The organism is Bradyrhizobium sp. STM 3566 (assembly GCF_045571445.1).
Classification (GTDB): domain Bacteria; phylum Pseudomonadota; class Alphaproteobacteria; order Rhizobiales; family Xanthobacteraceae; genus Bradyrhizobium; species Bradyrhizobium vignae.
Map to the genome: position 1 here is coordinate 5,870,539 of NZ_CP120692.1, position 17,538 is coordinate 5,888,076.

General features: G+C 60.6%; 14 protein-coding genes. 9 read left to right on the forward strand and 5 right to left on the reverse strand.

The annotated features are described in order from the left end of the window. Window positions 1-143 precede the first annotated feature (143 nt). The 3 genes from P6U27_RS28380 to P6U27_RS28390 all read left to right on the forward strand — a co-directional run bounded on the left by P6U27_RS28380 (window position 144) and on the right by P6U27_RS28390 (window position 4,037). On the forward strand, window positions 144-1,259 hold the full coding sequence (locus tag P6U27_RS28380; RefSeq protein ID WP_407192885.1) for an acyltransferase family protein: 1,116 nt from the start codon (window positions 144-146) through the stop codon (window positions 1,257-1,259). Window positions 1,260-1,376: 117 nt separating this feature from the next. Further along, window positions 1,377-2,819, forward strand: a complete 1,443-nt coding sequence (locus tag P6U27_RS28385) for a lipopolysaccharide biosynthesis protein (RefSeq protein ID WP_407192886.1) — start codon at window positions 1,377-1,379, stop codon at window positions 2,817-2,819. A gap of 81 nt (window positions 2,820-2,900) precedes the next feature. Beyond that, window positions 2,901-4,037 (forward strand): glycosyltransferase family 4 protein, encoded by a 1,137-nt coding sequence (locus P6U27_RS28390; protein ID WP_407192887.1) that lies wholly within the window; start codon window positions 2,901-2,903, stop codon window positions 4,035-4,037. Between the two features lie 17 nt (window positions 4,038-4,054). Here the strand turns inward: P6U27_RS28390 and P6U27_RS28395 are convergent, their stop codons facing one another. From P6U27_RS28395 to P6U27_RS28410, 4 genes are read right to left on the reverse strand one after another with little or no spacing between them, the layout of a single operon-like run. Continuing rightward, entirely contained in the window at window positions 4,055-5,143 is a 1,089-nt protein-coding gene (locus tag P6U27_RS28395; RefSeq protein ID WP_407192888.1) for an acyltransferase family protein, read from the reverse strand. Beyond that, the gene (locus P6U27_RS28400; protein ID WP_407192889.1) at window positions 5,140-6,246 is read right to left on the reverse strand and encodes an acyltransferase family protein; all 1,107 of its coding nucleotides are present in this window, start codon (window positions 6,244-6,246) and stop codon (window positions 5,140-5,142) included. The genes P6U27_RS28395 and P6U27_RS28400 overlap by 4 nt, the downstream gene beginning before the upstream one ends. A gap of 9 nt (window positions 6,247-6,255) precedes the next feature. After that, window positions 6,256-7,593: a hypothetical protein gene (locus P6U27_RS28405; RefSeq protein ID WP_407192890.1), complete on the reverse strand. Its 1,338-nt coding sequence runs from the start codon at window positions 7,591-7,593 to the stop codon at window positions 6,256-6,258. Window positions 7,594-7,600: 7 nt separating this feature from the next. Beyond that, window positions 7,601-8,812, reverse strand: a complete 1,212-nt coding sequence (locus tag P6U27_RS28410; protein WP_407192891.1) for an acyltransferase family protein — start codon at window positions 8,810-8,812, stop codon at window positions 7,601-7,603. Window positions 8,813-9,297: 485 nt separating this feature from the next. On the opposite strand from P6U27_RS28410, the gene P6U27_RS28415 reads away from it, so the two are divergent. The 6 genes from P6U27_RS28415 to P6U27_RS28440 all read left to right on the forward strand — a co-directional run bounded on the left by P6U27_RS28415 (window position 9,298) and on the right by P6U27_RS28440 (window position 15,526). Continuing rightward, complete coding sequence (locus P6U27_RS28415; protein WP_244607740.1) at window positions 9,298-9,975, forward strand: hypothetical protein; 678 nt, start codon at window positions 9,298-9,300, stop codon at window positions 9,973-9,975. Between the two features lie 31 nt (window positions 9,976-10,006). Next, on the forward strand, window positions 10,007-12,208 hold the full coding sequence (locus tag P6U27_RS28420; RefSeq protein ID WP_407192892.1) for a Wzz/FepE/Etk N-terminal domain-containing protein: 2,202 nt from the start codon (window positions 10,007-10,009) through the stop codon (window positions 12,206-12,208). A 189-nt stretch (window positions 12,209-12,397) separates the two neighbouring features. After that, window positions 12,398-12,799 carry an IS66-like element accessory protein TnpA gene (tnpA, locus tag P6U27_RS28425; protein ID WP_074448291.1) on the forward strand — a complete coding sequence of 134 codons (402 nt, stop codon included), beginning with the start codon at window positions 12,398-12,400 and terminating at the stop codon, window positions 12,797-12,799. Then, entirely contained in the window at window positions 12,796-13,143 is a 348-nt protein-coding gene (gene tnpB / locus P6U27_RS28430; RefSeq protein ID WP_035701064.1) for an IS66 family insertion sequence element accessory protein TnpB, read from the forward strand. The genes tnpA and tnpB overlap by 4 nt, the downstream gene beginning before the upstream one ends. Window positions 13,144-13,188: 45 nt before the next feature. Continuing rightward, window positions 13,189-14,850 carry an IS66 family transposase gene (gene tnpC / locus P6U27_RS28435; protein WP_122401599.1) on the forward strand — a complete coding sequence of 554 codons (1,662 nt, stop codon included), beginning with the start codon at window positions 13,189-13,191 and terminating at the stop codon, window positions 14,848-14,850. Window positions 14,851-15,238: 388 nt separating this feature from the next. After that, window positions 15,239-15,526 carry a hypothetical protein gene (locus P6U27_RS28440; protein WP_209296464.1) on the forward strand — a complete coding sequence of 96 codons (288 nt, stop codon included), beginning with the start codon at window positions 15,239-15,241 and terminating at the stop codon, window positions 15,524-15,526. 44 nt (window positions 15,527-15,570) lie between these two features. On the opposite strand, the gene P6U27_RS28445 is transcribed toward P6U27_RS28440, so the two are convergent. Then, a complete protein-coding gene (locus P6U27_RS28445; RefSeq protein ID WP_407192893.1) occupies window positions 15,571-17,001 on the reverse strand; it encodes an undecaprenyl-phosphate glucose phosphotransferase in 1,431 nt (476 codons plus the stop codon). Window positions 17,002-17,538: the final 537 nt, after the last annotated feature.

Here is a 17,538-nt window from a genome sequence, read left to right on the forward strand (position 1 = left end):
TGCCTCGCGTTTGAGCAGGCACAGCCTATTCGACTCTCTGATCGGCGCAATGCTCCGTTGCGTCGCGATGCAACATGGTCCGAACTTGCGTCACAATTTGCATTTACCGTTGCGCTCGGTCTTGAACAGCGCGATGTGGCGACATGGATGGCAATGAACCGCGACGCTTTGTCGTCCTCGACTTCTACAGGTTCGTTGCCGCGCTTGGAGTCTTTGTCTTTCACCTGAAAAACATTGACCCCGGCATTTCTCCGGCCTGGAATGGATCATTCGGCCTGTTCGTCGACATGTTCTTTATCCTCTCAGGCTTCGTCATTTCGTATTCTTATCCGGCCAACTCCGGCGAGGGCCATTCCTATCTCCGCTTCATGCTTCGCCGGATCGCCCGGATCTATCCGCTGCATCTTCTGACACTGCTGGCTTTCGGGGGCGTCGCGTTCATCGGCATTCACGATTCCGCCTCACATACGAGCGTATCGGACTTCATCTACAACCTGTTCCTGGTTCAGGCCTGGGGCGTCACCGATCACCTCAGCTTCAACACGCCCGCATGGTCGATCAGCGCGGAACTGTTCTGCTATCTTTTGTTCCCGCTCCTGATGTATCTCGCAAGGAGCGTATCGCCCGTGCTTCTCGCGCTGATCGTCGCCGCATCGTACGGCATCCTTGCCCATGGCCATTTACCGATTTGGCATGAACGATCGCAGATGTATGGCGCGAACTTCGACTATGGAATGCTGAGGGCGCTGCCTAGCTTCCTGAACGGCATTCTTCTCGCCATTCTGTTCCGCCTATCAGGGACCTACCGCAAGAGAGTCGTCATTTTCCTCGGCGTTGCAGTTTTCGCGATGGCGGTCCTGATCCTCAACATCTTCGCCAAGCCCGATCTTGCGATCATCCTGTTCTCGCTGGCGATCCTGCTGACGGCGGTCGGTGAGAGCGCGCTTGATCGGGTTCCCGGTGCTGCATGGTTGGGCCGTCTCGGCAACACATCCTACTCGGTCTACATGCTGCATGAGCTTCTGATCATTCTCGTTTTCCTTCCAATCTGGCGGCACTTCTCATTGGGCCCAAAGGATTTTCCGCTGTTCGTGCTCGCATGCTGCCTCCTGCTCATGATCACAGCCGATGTCACGTATGCTTATGTTGAAAGGCCGGCACGCGACTGGATCAATCGGTATGGTCGACCGCGTTCGCGGCAGGTCTTGACCACAGCCTCGCTCGATACCGCCGTTGTGGAGTCCGCGAATGCCCGCTGACGGCATTCATGCTTTGACCTCACTCGCCGCGAGCGATTTGCAGAGGCAATCGAATTGATCGAGCTAAATCCACGCTACTCGGAGGAGACCCACGCGAGACGAGTTCGCGCGGGCGCGATGGCCGCCATTGCCACCCAAATCGTGCGCGTGGGAACGCAGGCCGGTTCGGTGATCATCCTCTCGCGGCTGCTTACTCCCGCTGATTTCGGCATTTTCGCCATGGCATCTCCGGTGCTCGCTTTCGCAGTCTTGTTCCAGGACCTCGGGCTTGGACATGCCACCGTTCAGAAGGACTCGCTCAGCCAACGCGACCTGAGTTCGCTGTTTTGGGTCAATTTATCCATCGGAGCGGCACTGGCGCTGACGCTTGTTGTGCTCTCCCCCCTGGTCGGAAAGTTCTATGGCGAGCCCAAGCTGGCGGCGCTCACTGCAAGCATGAGTCTCACCCTCCTGCTCAGCGGTGCAGACGTTCAACACCTGTCGCTCCTCACCAGACAAATGAGGTTCTGGACGCTCGCCGCGATCGAGTCCATGGCGGCTTTGTCCGGACTTGCGGCATCGATCGCCATGGCCCTGATCTACCACAGCTACTGGGCGATCCTCGCCGGCAGCCTGACGTCCGGGGTGGTACTCGCAAGCGGCGCCTGGCTGAGCTCGGGATGGTTGCCGTCGCGGCCAGGGTCCATCGGGCAATCGCGGGGGATGCTGAGCTTTGGCCTCGGCGTAACCGGCTACAACCTCGCTGAGTTCTTCTCCCGCAACATCGACAGCGTCCTGATCGGGCAGGTGTGGGGCGCGGCATCCCTTGGTGTCTATAATCGGGCCTACAGGCTGCTGCTCTTTCCGCTTCAGCAGATCACCAATCCGATGGTCCGGATCATGCTTCCGATCCTGTCCAGCCTGCTCAACGAAACCGAGCGCTACCGTCAGTCGTATCGCCGTGCCGTGTTGCCAGCCTATACGGTGGTCTTGCCGGGGGTCGCCTTCATGATTGCGACCGCCGGCCCTCTGGTTGAGACCTTGCTCGGAGATCGCTGGAAGGAAGTGACTCCGGTCTTTGTAGGGTTGAGCGTCGCCGCACTCCTGCAAGCGACCAATAGCCCGGCGAACTGGCTCTTCCTCAGCCAGGGACGATCGCGTGAATACATGAAGTGGGGGCTCTTCGTCGCAATCACCTCCGTGATCGCATTCGTCTGCGGCTTGCATTACGGGCCGGCGGGCGTGGCGGCGGCATATTCGGTCAGCGAATGCCTGCGAACACCCATTCTGTGGTGGTTCGTCGGACGCAGAGGTCCCGTCGGCCATCGCGATATCGTGCAATCAATCGCGCCACACCTTGCGGGCGCGATCGCATCGATCATCAGCGTTCACCTGCTGCGCGACGCGATGATGGCTCGGCTCTCTGGCGACCTGCCAACTCTGCTGGCCTGCTTTGGCCTATCCTACGCGGTATCGCTGCTTGTCATCGCGATGTTCCCCTCCGCGCGACGTGAGATGTATCGGTACGTCTCGCACGGATGGACCAAGACGAGGGTCAGCATGCGCTTTGCCGATAATTGAACACTGACCTCCCAATCTTGCGGCATCATCAGGCGTTGAGGATCATCTGATCTAGCAAGGTCAGGGACCCAGGAGATCACCGTGCACGGCACTGTTGCCCATCAGAGTCCACGTTTGCGTGTGGCGATCTACGCACCACATTTTGCGGAATATTCCTACCGTCTCGCGTCGGGATTGGCCCGCCATTGCGACGTCCGGCTGGTGCTCAATCGCAAAGACGCCAATCAGCAATGGGAACTGGCCGATATCGCCGTGACGGCTCCGTTTGAGACGAGAATTCGTGACTTGAGCCTGCGCCGCGGCGGCGCGATCGGCATCCCGGCCTCGTTCCTGGACATAATTTCGTTTCGTCCCGACGTGATTCATTGTCACGAAGTTCCGGAGATCTACACGTCCAAGCTGATCCAGTTTCTCCGTCCGCTTGGCATTCCGCTGGTGCTGACGGTTCACGATGCGATTCCGCATTCGGAAGGCGGCTCCGGCACCTCGCCACGTGAAGATGCCTGGCGCGGGCGCATGCGCGCAGCCGCATCGGTCGTCACCACGCATGGCGAGAGCTGTATTGCCGATTTTCGCCGCGCCTCGCCCGACTTCAAAGGCGAAACGGTCTCCAGCATGCACGGCGTGCTCATGGTGCCGCCGGCCGGAGGTGCGGTCACCGCGCCTGAAGCTGCACGCATCCTGTTTTTTGGGCGGATGTGGGCTTACAAGGGTCTCGACGTCTTCATCGATGCGATCGACATGTTGGCCAAGCGCGGTGTCGCCCATGAAGCGATCGTCGCCGGCCGCGGCCCCGAGATGACACGGCTCGGCGCGCGAATGGAGGCGATGCCGACGGTCAAGACCATCAACGCCTATATCTCGCCCGCAGATACCGGACGACTGTTTCAGTCCGCCACAGTTGTTGCCCTGCCCTATAAGGACGCAACGCAGAGCGGCGTGCTTGCTTCCGCCTATGGCAATTCCCGGCCCGTCGTCGCCAGTGCGACCGGCGGCATTCCCGACGTCGTGACGGATGGCGTCAACGGACTGCTGGTTCCGCCCGGCGACGCCACGGCATTGGCCGATGCCCTCGAACGCGTGCTGACCTGCAAGCCTCTAACCGCGACATTGACCGAAGGCGCGCGGCAGACCGCAGCCGGACTCTTGAACTGGGATCGCATCGCCGAGCAGCTACTCGGGTCCTATCACCGGCTCGCTGGCCGCACCGTGAGCTGACCGCGACAGGCGGCCTCTCAAACCGATTGCTCGACCTGCGGTCGAAAGAACATGCTGCGGATCGCACCGTCCAGCAATCGCCTCAGCCTGACCTCGATCAATTCATAGCTGATCGCGCTCGCAACGAGTGACATCACGAGCCCGAGCCCGATGAAGGCGGCCCACAGCAGCCAGCGATCCACGCCGATGGCGACCAGCTTCAGGCCGATCATCTGCAAGGGGAAGAGCACGAAGGGGTGCACGAGATAGAGGCTGTAGCTGATCTTGCCGACATACTGCAGGGCCGGTGTGCTCAGAGCTTTGCCGATGCCGGAGTCCGGAGCAAGCACCATGCCGAACAGCAGAAATCCGGGAATTAGACCGACGAAGGGATGAAACAGCACCAGGCTCGCATACAGCGCCGCTCCGCAGGCAAGGCCGGCGAGCAAGCCGGCACGCCCCGGAATCGAGATGCGGAATCCGGTGGCGCTGAACAGCATGCCGATGCAGAAGAAGGCGGTGATCGGCCAGCGCATCAGGCAGGCGATGCCAAGCAAGAGCAAAGGTGCCGCCAGCAATCTGCCCCCGGTGCGCCAGGTCGAGAACGTCAGCGCAAACCAGATGTAGAACGCCCACTCATAGGTCAACGTCCAGGCATTCTGCTGGGCAATGGGCAGGCCGAGCGCGTCCTGCACGAAGAACAGATTGGCCGCAAAGATTGCGAGATAGCTGCTCAGATCGATGCCGCGGAAGAACTTGTAGGCCACGATCGGACCGATCGCGAACAACGCAAGATGCAGCACGACGAACACCGGCATGATGCGCAGGACGCGATCGAAGAAGAACCGCGACAGCGACCCGTGCCGCACCAGGCTCGCCGGGATCAGGAATCCGCTGATCATGAAGAACAGCTCGACGCCGTGCCCGCCGACATTGATCGCCGATTGCAGCCAGGACCAGAGCGGTGGCAGGAAGCCGGGGTCCGGGATGTCGTACATGCCGCCCTTCGGCATGTCGTAGAAATGATCCATCAGCACGCTCAACGCGGCGATGCCCCGCAGGCCCTGGACCGACGGAACGAACGATCCGTCATAGACGGCGCCCGGCTGGTGCGGTGTCTTGATCACTCCGCGGCACCCTGGGTGCTGAGGGCGGGCTCGAGCACGACCGGCTTCCGTCGCGCCGAGCGGAACCTCTGCCCGAAGGAAATGCAGGGTTTCTCGACGAAGGCGTAAGTCATCCAGCTGACCAGGATCGACAACGCCAGGATCACGGCCAGGAAGAGCGACCATCCCAGCGGCCCGTTGCCGAACCAAACGAGGCGATGGACGGCGACGATCACGAATGGCGACATCAGGTAGACCGAATAGCTGATCACGCCAACGAACGCCATCGGGCGCCACGCCATTCGCTCGCCGAACACGGCAAAGGCGATGAAGACCAGCGCCGCGCAGACATAGGCCGATCCGATCGAATAGCTGTAGAAGAAATTCTCGTGATACACGCCTCCGAACCGCCGATCGGACAGGGTGGCGGCGAAGATCGCATACAGAAGCGTGCAGACGGCCACGTGGGTCCAGCGCAGTTTGCCGCCGACGACGGTGTCGCGGATGATCTTGCCCAGGAACATGGCCGACAGGTTCAACCCGACCTCCATCACCGAGGAGACGGTCCTGTTCTCGATCATGAGCGCGGCGGTGGTTCCGACCAGCGCGGCCGCAACGACGATCGTCACCGCCGTGAAGCGCTGGTTCAGCAACCCCATCGCAAAGAGAATCGTGCACCCGACGTAGAACAGCAGCTCGATCGCCAGCGTCCAGTAGAACACCCAGAGGTTCGGGACATTCACGAAGGTCTGCAACATCGTCACGTTGGCGGCGACCTGCCCCAGCGGATAGACTTTGGACTCCAAGAGCTGCATCGTCATGAGCCCGACCAGGAGCGACGTCCAGTAGGCCGGATAGAGACGGAAGAAGCGGCTGATCGTAAAATCCCGCACGGGCGTGGTGCTGTCCGGAAAGCTGAACGGAATGACGAAGCCGCTGACGAAGAAGAACAACACGACGCCGAACCGGCCAAAGTTCATGTAGTAGCCAAACACGTCGTGGATGGGCCAGTAATAGGCGCCCGTCGGGTGCTTCTCGACGATCAACTCGAACACGTGCTGGACCAGGACCGACAGCACGGCAATGCCGCGCAGCGTGTCGATGAATGCGAGCCGTCTATGCATCGTTCGTTCTCACCTGCTTCCGCTCGCCGCCGGTAGATCCGGGCTGAAGCCATCCAGTGGCCGCATCGGAGGCCGCATGACGATTGGCACGGCGTCGGCCCCACGTGCAGAGGTCGCGCGCCGCGAGAACACTTCGCTGAAACTCAATGCGATGATCAGCAGGCCGGAGGCCGGGCCGTAATTCAAGACCGTGATCGTGAACAGGTTGACGACGAAGAGCAGCGTCAGCTTGTACACGTCGGTCGCACCGAACGTCGCCCGGAACACCATCACCATGAACGCGACGAAGGGGAGACCGAACATCAGGTACGTCCCGATGTAGAAATTGTCGACGGGCACCCAAAACGACGCGAGCGGCGAGAACAGCTGCTGCGGATAGTTGAAGCAGCCCGCACCGCAACCCGTCACCAACCCGATCGGCATCAGCTGAGTCATGTAGACGAAGGGCAATTGCCAGCTGTTGTTGATGCGATCAAGAATGCTGTACAGCGTCGAGTGCGGGACCGCCGGCGTGCCTGACGCGAGCAGGATCATGAAGAGCGGAATCAGGATCGCAGCAAACGACCACAACGCGATGCCCCGAACAGCCAAAAAGCGAGACCGCTCCGGCAACATTCGTACAAGAAGGAGGAGCAACAGATAGAACGACAGGACAATGAATGTCGTCTTGCTGGTGGTCAGCCAAACCACATAAATAGCGATCGATCCGGCCCCAATACACCAGGACGTGCTCTTGCGGACTGACGTGATTGCGAACGATACCAGGATGAAGAAGGCGGCCATGGTGTTGTCGGCCGCAAAGCCCATCAGGCGCTGGTCGTCGCCGCCATAGGCCCACCACAACCGGCCGGCCTCTCGTACCGCGCCGAAGGATTCGTATTTGTAGCCCACCCAAGGCATCGCGTAGAATTTCGTCAGGAAAACGCCGATCACGGACAGATAGAAGGTCACGGCGATGACCGACAGAAGCTTTCGGTATGAGCCCAGACTCGAATCGCAGAAGCAGAATCCGACGAACACCGGCAGCATCATCTTGAAGGACGAGATCGCTGCGTTCATCGTCCCCAGCATGAAATAGCCGAGCACGAGCGACAGCATGATCTGCACGAAGACCAGCAGGGCCAGGGTGCTGCGATTGCGCAGGATGCAATGGACGAAGAACTGGACGAGGCACAGAAGCGCAACGGCGTCCGGCAGATACCACAGCGGATCCATGTGATAGATGCTGGTGTAGTAGCGGATCACGCCGCCAAAGGCGTCGCGGACCAGATAGACGCCGAGCGCGATCGCCTCGATGTTGAGGCTGATCAGCGTGATTCGGGGACGGTTCAGCGTGAGGATGGTCATGTCCGGCTCAGTTCGTCGGCCGCGCCGATGGCGCCGGGGAAGCCGAGAAATCGGACCGGCTGCCAAGAGCGTTCCGCATCAGCCTGCCGCCAGGGATTTCGACGTAGAGATAGGTGAAGTGCGACACCGCCAGCACGGCGGCAAGTGAGACGACGAGATTCAGCGTTGCGGGCAGACCGGCCCAGACCGAATCGAGCGCGGCGATCCGCCCGGCCCCGAGCGCGCGCACGAAATACTCGGCCAGCAGCACCACGAGCGCGTGCACCATGTAGATCGAGTAGGAGCGGCGCCCGAGCCAGACCAGTGGCCCTGCCACCAGCAACCGCGGCACCAGCATCGCATCCGGAAACGCGAGTAAGCTGCCGAGGAAGATCGCGAACGTCACCGGCGCGAGGAAGGTCGCCGCGGGATTGGTCTCCGCCACCGACACAAGGACGATGCTGGCGATCATGGCGACGAACTGCACCATGCCCTGGACCGCAGGGCCCGGCATGGCCGGCAGCCGATCGACGATCCGCACCGTCAGCACGCCCAGAAAGAAGCTCACGAAGCAGCGCAGGATGCCGAAGTCGGTCTGAAGCCCGAGGCTGCTCTTGTCGAGCCCGAAAATGATGAAGACGAGGCTCCCGACCGCAAGCAGCCCGCAGAGACCGCAGAACCACAACAGCGAACGCATGCGCTGGGCAAACAGGACGACAAGGCCGAACACCAGATAGGTGTAGAACTCGACGCTGATGCTCCAACTCGGCGCATTCCAGCTGAGATAATCGATGAACCCCATGGAGTGCAGCAGCAGGACGTTGAGCACGAAGGAATAGGCGTTGTTCACCTCGAAGGCCGCCGGCGCAGCCACCACGACACCCGCCATGACCAGGCCGATGCGCAGGAGGCGGAACAACAGATTGGCCATCAGCATGACGATGTGCAGCGGATAGACCCTTGCCAGGCGCCGCACCATGAACTCGCGCAGCGAGAAGCGCCCGAAGTCGCTCTCGACGTAGCTGAGCGACATGACGATCCCGCTGAGAACGAAGAACAAATCGACCAGCAGCCAGGCGCTTCTGAAGAACGAGCAGTTGATCCACGCATTGTGCGGGAACGCCGCGAGGAAAGTCGGCATCAGCAGAAGGTGGTGAATCACCACCGAAGTCGCGGCGATCCCCCGAATGCTGTCGAGGGGCAGGACATGCGCCTTCTCACGATGAACCAACTCCGTCACATCAACATTCCATAGCTATTGCACCGCAGCAGTGTGGATCAGGTCTCGCGCGTGTTCAATCTCTGCGATTCACGGACTCGCACGCGATGCATGACGACCGACGATACTTTCAATGCTCGTAGATCATTCAGACATGTGAGCGCCAACTTCACGCCACTTTTTGTTTGAGGCGCCGCGTGCTTCGGGCGCAGATTCCATCAGCTGTGATGATTGCGAGTATTTGCGTGGAAAGTGTGCGCGAAATTCGGCGCTGTTGCGGTAGAGGCCATTCCCAAGACATTGGTCTGTCTGCGTATGGATGTCGCAGCAAAAATTCTTTTGTGCGAGGGAACAATACAAGCGCGCCGTGACTTGTGTCGGTTTTGCGACCCGCGGGTCTGCGAGTGCCTGATATGTTTTCAAGTTGCAACATCCATGAGCGCGACGTGCCAAACTCGCAGGCATTGCAAATCATGCTTTTGCAACCGGCGCAAAGTTGAGCAACGTTGTTCGTCGTCGACGATCGTGCATCAGTTTGCGCCGCACAAAAAGATGACACAGTTACCTGCCAAGTTTCGCGTGTTCTCCTATTGCAACAGAAGCAAGGAACACGGATGGGCCGCGGACTAACACGTCGTCATGCACAGCCGCGATGGCTGTCGACTGTTTTGATAGGTTCTGCGCTGATCGTTTCGAGCAGCGATGCTTGCCGCGCCCAGTGCGTCGAATTTTCTGACCGCGCCTCGCAGCTCGAACTAGACACCTTCGTCAAGTCGCCGTCTTCGCTTCTGGAGCGACTGCGCAATGACAAGGAGAAGCTGAGATATCGGCTCTCGGCTCTCATCGCGACCAATCCATCGGTGTTGCCCTCCGTGCAGACGCTCATCTCCGCATCGGCTTCAAGCGATAGGTCGGCCATCGGCGCCGCGCTGCGGATTGCCGAAGAGCGGTGCACGTCGACGAAGCCCGACGCAGCCCGCAAGATCAGGGATTTCGCGCAGCGGATCGGCGATCTCAACGTGCAATCAGGCTATTCCGCAGCGGGAGAGGACAACTCGGGCCCCCAGCAGGCCCAATCGCAGAGCAAGGGTCTTGCGCGGCCGCCGCGAGGCGGAGCGCTGCTCGACGGCGAATGGAAGACCAAGTTGGCCGACCCCTTCAAGCCCGTTCCCCTTCCGAATTGATCAGTGATCGTCAAAGGCAGCGAATTAGCAAATGTACCAGCCTAGAGAACATTTCCAGTCGGGACACCGGTTCGGCATCGAATTCGGCGGGGCCGTGCTCAGCTTCGAGCGCGTGGCCGACGTGCTACGCCGCCAATGGCCAATCATTGCGGCATGCGCCGGCGCTTCGTTGGCGCTGGTGATGGTCTACCTGATCACGGCGCAACCCATGTATACGGCGAATGCCCGCATCATGATGGACACGCGTCAGGCACAGGTGCTGGACAAGGACAGCAACACCAACAGCGCCCTGATCGACACCGGCTATGTCGACAGTCAGGTCGAAATCATCAACTCGGACGACCTGATTCTGTCCGTCGTTCGTCGTCTGAAGCTCACGGAGGATCCGGAGTTCAAAGGTTCCAATCCGGGCCTTCTCTCCCTCATCATCGGCAAGGTGAGTTCGCTGTTTGGCTCCGGTGAACCGCCGACCCAGGAACGAATCGAACATGCCGTGGTCGAGCAGGTTCAGAAGAACCTGCGAACGGAGCGCGTCCTGACGACATATGTTCTCTCGTTGAACTATCGCGCACGGACCCCCGACAAGGCCGCCAAGATCGCCAACGCCATCGCCAATGCCTATCTTGTCGGCGCTCTGGAAGCCAAATATCAGTCCACCAAGCGGGCAACCGAATGGCTTCAGCAGCGCAGCCTCGAGCTGAGCGAGCAGGCAACGGCCAGCGACCGCGCCGTGCAGACCTTCAAGGCCGAGCACAACATCGTCGGAACCAACCGCGGCCTGATGTCCGAGCAGCAATTGTCGGACCTGAATACGCAGCTGGTTCAAGCGCGGGCTGCGACGGCCGAGGCCAAGGCCCGGCTCGACCGGATCGAGGCGATCTCCGACCAGGATCTCGCGCAGCCGACGGTGACGGACGCTCTCAACAATTCGGTCATCACCCGCCTGCGCGCCCAATATCTCGACCTCCAGGCCCAATATGCCGACTGGTCCAGGCGCTATGGCAAGACTCACCTTGCGGCGGTCAATCTGGCCAACAAGATGGACGAGCTGCGCAAGAACATCGCCGACGAGCTGCATCGGATCGGGGATGCTTATCGCAGCGATTATGAGATCGCAAAGAGCCGCGAGGCGTCGCTCGAGAAGAACGTCAAGGACCTCGTTGCCCAGGCCGGTCACACCGGCCAGGCCGAGGTCAAGCTGCGCGATCTCGAAAGCGCCGCCGACACCTATCGCAATCTCTACAACAGCTTCCTCGAAAAGCTGCAAAGCGCGACGCAAAACCAGAGCTTCCCGCTCAGCGAGGCGCGTCTCATCAGCACCGCCACGAATCCGGATCAAAAGAGCTCACCGCGCACGGTCCTGGCGCTCGTTGGCGGCCTGGTGGGCGGCCTCTGTCTCGGCTTCGGTGTCGCATTTGCGCGTGAACTGCTGAGCGACGTGCTCAGGACCCCCGGCGAGGTCGAGGATGAGCTCGGCGTGAAGTGCCTCGGCGTCCTGCCCGATATCGGTCCAGCCGCGAAGACCGGCGCATCCGATATATCTCGCTATGTCGTCGATCATCCGTTCTCGCGGTTTGCCGAGACGTTGCGCAACATCAAGGTGTCGATCGACGTTGCGCGCCTGACCCGCGAGATCAAGGTGATCGGCATCGTCTCTTCCCTTCCCAAGGAAGGAAAAACGACCGTCGCGGCGAATTTCGCGCAATTGATCGCTCTCACGGGGCATCGCACGGTGCTGATCGACGGCGACCTGCACACGCGCTCGCTGACGCGAGAGCTCGCGCCCAACGCCAAGAGCGGACTTGTGGAGGCGCTCAACGACCCCGCGAGCCTCGGCTACCACGTGCAGCGGAGCAAGGAAACGGGACTGGATTTCCTTCCCTCCGTCGTGGCTTCCCGCATGGTGAATTCGGCCGACGTGATTGGATCGAAGGCGATGGCCGAGCTGCTCAAGGTGCTGAGAGAGCACTATGAGTATATCGTGATCGATCTTGCCCCGGTGATGCCGGTGGCGGACTCCAAGGCGGTCAGCCTCCTGATCGATGCCATGGTCTACGTCATCGAATGGGGGCAGACGACACGAAGCGCTCTTCAAGAGTCGGTTTCGGGGTCGGAGGTGCTCCAGAAGAAACTGCTCGGTGCCGTGCTCAACCGCGCCAATCCGAAGATGCTCAAGCGCATCGAGGCCTACAAGGGTAAGCACCACAACAGCTACTACGTCGAGCACGCCTAGGCGGAGGCGCGGCGACGCGCCCAGCCGAACCGGAACGACCTCGGGCCCGCTGCCATTTGGCAGCGGGCCTTATTCTTGTTTCGTGGAATTGTCGCTTGAAGGGTACGCCTCCGACGAGGACCGTCTTGCGTGACGGGTGGTAATTCGCGAAGCGTGTGACCTTAAGTCTAGCTTTAAGGTCATCAGGCGATGCGGGTCGAGGTTTTGGGCGGGCTCGAGCGGCGGCGGCGTTGGTCGCAGGACGACAAGGCACGGATTGTCGAGGAGACGCTGGCACCGGGCGCGAAGGTAACTGAGGTTGCGCGGCGCAACGGAGTAGCGGCCAGCCTGGTGTTTACCTGGCGTCGCCAAGCACGGACATCGGAACAAGTTGCGCCATCTTTTACGCCGGTGCAGATCGCCGCCGTAGCAGCCTCGGCTGAAGAAACTCCGAAGCTTTTGCCTACGGTTGATGGCCGAGTTCGTTCGGCGGCAGCTGCGCGTACTGGATTGATAGAGATCGATCTCGGCAACCGACGGTGCATCCGGGTGGATGCGCACGTCGATCCGGAGGCGTTGGCGCGGGTCCTCGATGTGCTTGGACGCCGATGATTTCTGTACCAGGGAATGTGCGAGTGTGGCTGGCTACAGGCTACACGGATATGCGCAGAGGCTTTCCATCGCTGGCCCTCCAAGTGCAGGAGGTGCTGCACAAAGAACCGCTTAGCGGTCATTTGTTTGTCTTCCGTGGTCGCCGCAGCGATCTTGTGAAGGTGATCTGGCACGATGGTCAGGGAGCCTGCTTGTTCACAAAAAAACTCGAGAGAGGAAAGTTTATCTGGCCATCGGTTGCCGGTGAAGCGGTAACGATCTCGCTGGCGCAGTTGAGCTACCTGCTGTCCGGGATCGACTGGCGCAATCCGCAAGAAACCCAGCGCCCGACGCGGGTCGGATAATCGTTTTGGGTTTGAATCTGATGCTCGATCTGATTCAATGACTTCATGACATCGAAGCCGGACGATCTTCCGTCGGATCTCGCAAGCGCCTACCTTGCGCTGCTGGCCGAGCGCGAGGCGTTGCAGGCTGAACGCGATGTGGCAGTCGCGGATGCCGCCAACGCGCGGGCGGAGCTGTCGGACAGCGAGGTGCTGATCGCTCATCTTGAGCTACGGATCGAGAAGCTCAAACGCGAACTGCACGGGCAGCGCTCCGAGCGCACGGCGCGGCTACTCGAGCAGTTGGAATTGGAGCTCGAAGAACTCGCCACCACGGCGACCGAGAATGAGCTGGCTGCGCAGGCTGCCGCGGCAAAAACCCAGAGCGTGAGCGCCTTCACGCGCAAGCGGCCGGTGCGCAAACCGTGGCCGGACGACATCGAACGTGAGCGCGTCGTCATCAAGGCTCCAACGACCTGCGCCTGCTGCGGCGGATCGCGGCTGGCGAAGGTCGGCGAGGATGTGACCAAGACGCTGGAGGAGATTCCGCGTCGCTTTAAGGTCATCGAGACGGTACGCGAGAAGTTCACCTGCCGCGATTGCGAGAAGATCAGCCAGCCGCCGGCACCGTTCCATGCGACGCCCCGCGGCTTCATCGGCCCACAATTGCTGGCGACGATTTTGTTCGACAAATTCGGCATGCATATCCCGCTCAACCGCCAGAGCGTGCGCTTCAAGGCCGAGAGGATCGATCTGCCGCTGTCGACGCTGGCCGACCAGGTCGGCCACGGAACCTTCGCCGTCATGCCGCTGTTCCAGCTGATCGAGCGTCATGTGCTCGCGGCCGAGCGCCTTCATGGCGACGACACCACCATCCGCGTCCTGGCGAAGGGCAAATGCACGACCGGCCGGATCTGGACGTATGTGCGGGATGACCGGCCGTTCGCCGGGCCTGCGCCGCCGGCGGCGGTCTATTATGCCTCGGGCAATCGACGGGGCGAAAATCCTCAGAGGCATCTGGCCGCCTTCGTCGGCATTCTGCAGGCGGATTGCTATGGCGGCTTCGAGCCGTTGTTCGACCCAAAAAGGAAAGCAATGCCGATCACGCCGGCATTTTGCCTGGCCCATGCGCGGCGGGGATTCTTCGAGCTGGCTGACATCGAGAAAGCCGCCCGGGAAGGCAAGGGCAAACCGGTCTCTCCGATCGCGCTGGAGGCGGTCAGGCGTCTGGATGCGTTGTTCGAGATCGAGCGCGCCATCAACGGCCGTAGTGCCGACGAGCGGCGTGCCGTGCGCCAGGAGCGGAGCAAGCCGCTGCTCGACGACATGCACGACTGGCTGCTCCGCGAGCGAGAAAGCCTCTCGCGCTCCGCCGAGGTCCTGAAGCCCATGAACTACATGCTTAAGCGCTGGGACGACTTCGTCCGCTTCCTCGACGATGGCAGGATCTGCTTGACCAACAATTGCGCTGAGCGTGCATTGAGAGGCATTGCCTTGGGAAGGCGCAACTGGACCTTCGCTGGCAGCCAGCGTGGCGCCGATCGTGCAGCTATCATGCTGACGATGATCACGACCTGTCGCCTCAACGACGTCGATCCCAAGGCTTGGCTCGCCGACGTCCTCGCCCGGATCGCTGATCTTCCCACCTCGCGTCTGCGCGAACTGCTGCCCTGGGAATGGAAGCTCCTGCACCAAGCCGGCAAGTCCGCCAATCAGCAAGCCGCCTGACCCTTCACGCAACGCCATCGTAGAACTCGCCGTGCTCGCGCGCATGCGTCAATCAGGCGGCCTTCGTCGTATGCGTACCTTGAAGGCGATCGAGCGCGCCTTGCACGCGAGACAGCCCGAGCCCGTCGGACGGTCGGAGATTGTGCCCAGGCACAGCCGAGCTGCTTGGACGTCCGTATTCATCCGGAATCCACAACTTGCAGTTATTGCTCTAGCCAAAAGCAAGGATTGACCAAGACGGTGCGCCATGGGCAACCATCTGTCGCTAAGACGAGACAATCCGGGCTTGATGCCTCAAAATGACGAAACTTTAGGCATCTTTCCTTCTCGGTTCCCCGGGGCTAATCTCGGCCCATACTCACTCACAGCTCTTTTCCGGTGGGCTCGGATGCTGATCGTCCTTACGATTTTGACTATTTGGGTTCTGCTCAACATTCTCTTCGTATTGGTCGTGATCCCCCCGCGCAAGCCGCTTCGGCAGCCCATGGCAACGACGCTCTCACCGGCGCCCATCGAGCCAAGCCGGCGCGAGATCGAGCAGGATGAACCTTTCTCGATCCGCCACGTCATCGTCTCCCTTGCAATGGGGGCCTTCTTCGTGCTCGTGCCGCCGCTGCTTGCCCTGCGCGATGCGATCATGCGGCTCCTCGGCAAGCCGCCGCGCAATGGAACCTGAGGCGCCTCGGGTCAGCGCTCTCAGGCGGTTGCGACATCAAGCGACTAGTAGGCTTCCTGGAACATCACTGCGGACGCGGTGCGGGCCATGATCTTCAGGTCGAGCCAGATGCTCCAGTTGCTGACGTACCAGACATCGTACTCGACCCGCTTCTCCATCAGATCGATCGTCGGCGTTTCCCCCCTGAATCCGTTCACCTGGGCCCAGCCCGTCAAGCCGGGCTTCATGTGATGGCGGTAGACATACTTGCTGATGAGCTCGTCGTAGTAGTTGTCGTGGGCGAGCGCGTGCGGACGCGGTCCGACCAGTGACATGTCCCCACGCAGCACGTTCCAGAGCTGCGGCAGCTCGTCGATGCTCGTCATGCGGAGGAAACGCCCAATTTTTGTGACACGGGCGTCCTTCTTCGTCGCCTGTGTCACCGTCTCACCATTCTCGCAAACGGTCATGGTTCGAAACTTCCAGATCTCAAACGGCCTGCCGTTGAAGCCGCGGCGCGACTGCCGGAATATGACGGTTCCAGGTGAATCCAGCTTGATCAGCATGGCAACGGTCAGCAGCAGCGGCGTCAGCAGCACGAGCGCGAACAGAGCGACGCCGACGTCGAGACAGCGCTTTTGCAGCCGTTCGAGAATTGTGAGCGGCGGTCGCTGGATCTCGACCGCGACGGTTCCGCTGACCGGCAAAAAGGGACGGGTCACGAGGTCAGCAACCGGGTCGTCCGGCAGCAGGCGAATGGGCTGCGGGACGGCGCGCAAGTATGGCCCCAGCTTGCGCAGCATCGGCAATTCGTTCCAGTCGATCGCAAGCAGATATTCATCGACATCAGCCGAGCGCGACTGACGGATGACGTCGCGAATCTGTCGCTCCCACTGGCCATCATCCCGGTCGTCTCCGAGCACGAAATGGCGCATGACGTCGAAGCCATTCCTGCGCAGATCCTTGAAGCGGCTCGAGGTGAAGTCGAGCGGCTTCAGGCTGAGCAGGATCACCTTGCGATCGACCAACCGGCTTCGCGCAAAGCTCGTGCCGAACACGGCCTGCCAGACGAAGCGCAGGCTGATCAGGCCAAGCCCGCCGATCACGGCGAAGACGATGACGGTGCCGCGCGATAGATTGTCGGTCGATTTCAGCAGGAAGGCCGCAACGGCCAGGATCGTGAGCGACGTCAGCCAAATGAACGCCGCCATTCGAAGCTGCCATACGAGATTGAGCAGGCGGTGCGTGGAATAGACGTCGCGGAAATAGGCGATCCCGACGAACACCACGCCCACGAACAACCCGGCTCCCACCGATGCGCCGTCGGCAGGCGAAGCGACAGCCACACCATACAGCGAAGCTCCCGCCGCATAGCTCAACAGGATCAACAGAAAGTCAGTAGCGATGACGACGATCTGAAAAGGCCTCTGAAGAGCGCTGCCGCGCGCAGATGAAAGCGCATGGGCGTTTTCAGAACCATAAGTTGCAACAGCCATTCGAACCTCTGCCTATCGAGAGAGTGCCTGACGCTCATCGTGATGCTGAAGACTCGTCAATTCCCCGCGCGAAAGTGTTGAGTGATCGCAGCGACATTGTGGCGCTGCACGCAAAACTTTTGCGGCGCACGGACGATGCGTCGTGTCGAAGTACGCAGCGAAATTCGACGCGCCGAAAATGTCGTCACAGTGCTGACATACGAGTGAACGGACTGCCCTATTTTGACTCAAGTTCCGCATCCGATGCGCCTCTCCGCTCAACTTTGAGGCGCTGCATTGCTCCCGCCGAAGCACACAGAGTCGGCTGCGAGAATTTCTTCGGATTTCTATCTGTGGCTGAATATGAAGATTCCACGAGTCATGCAGCTTTGCCGCACACTTCGGCACAGTGATGCAATTCCTGCGGACCGATCTTGTTCCTGCAGTCCGCCACAAACAAGGTCGGCAAAAAATGCCGCCCTTCTTTTGGCATGATCAGGTCGGAGAACGAAGTCGCGGCCCCACCGAATTCACGTTGTTCGTGTTGGATGGAAGCTC

Excerpts from the sequence above, each read along its gene's own strand:
- P6U27_RS28380 (WP_407192885.1), top strand. The coding sequence starts at position 144 with ATGGATGGCAATGAACCGCGACGCTTTGTCGTCCTCGACTTCTACAGG.
- P6U27_RS28445 (WP_407192893.1), bottom strand. The coding sequence starts at position 17,001 with ATGGCTGTTGCAACTTATGGTTCTGAAAACGCCCATGCGCTTTCATCT.
- P6U27_RS28400 (WP_407192889.1), bottom strand. The coding sequence starts at position 6,246 with ATGCATAGACGGCTCGCATTCATCGACACGCTGCGCGGCATTGCCGTG.
- P6U27_RS28440 (WP_209296464.1), top strand. The coding sequence starts at position 15,239 with ATGCTGATCGTCCTTACGATTTTGACTATTTGGGTTCTGCTCAACATT.
- P6U27_RS28405 (WP_407192890.1), bottom strand. The coding sequence starts at position 7,593 with ATGACCATCCTCACGCTGAACCGTCCCCGAATCACGCTGATCAGCCTC.
- P6U27_RS28385 (WP_407192886.1), top strand. The coding sequence starts at position 1,377 with ATGGCCGCCATTGCCACCCAAATCGTGCGCGTGGGAACGCAGGCCGGT.
- tnpA (WP_074448291.1), top strand. The coding sequence starts at position 12,398 with ATGCGGGTCGAGGTTTTGGGCGGGCTCGAGCGGCGGCGGCGTTGGTCG.
- tnpC (WP_122401599.1), top strand. The coding sequence starts at position 13,189 with ATGACATCGAAGCCGGACGATCTTCCGTCGGATCTCGCAAGCGCCTAC.
- tnpB (WP_035701064.1), top strand. The coding sequence starts at position 12,796 with ATGATTTCTGTACCAGGGAATGTGCGAGTGTGGCTGGCTACAGGCTAC.
- P6U27_RS28420 (WP_407192892.1), top strand. The coding sequence starts at position 10,007 with ATGTACCAGCCTAGAGAACATTTCCAGTCGGGACACCGGTTCGGCATC.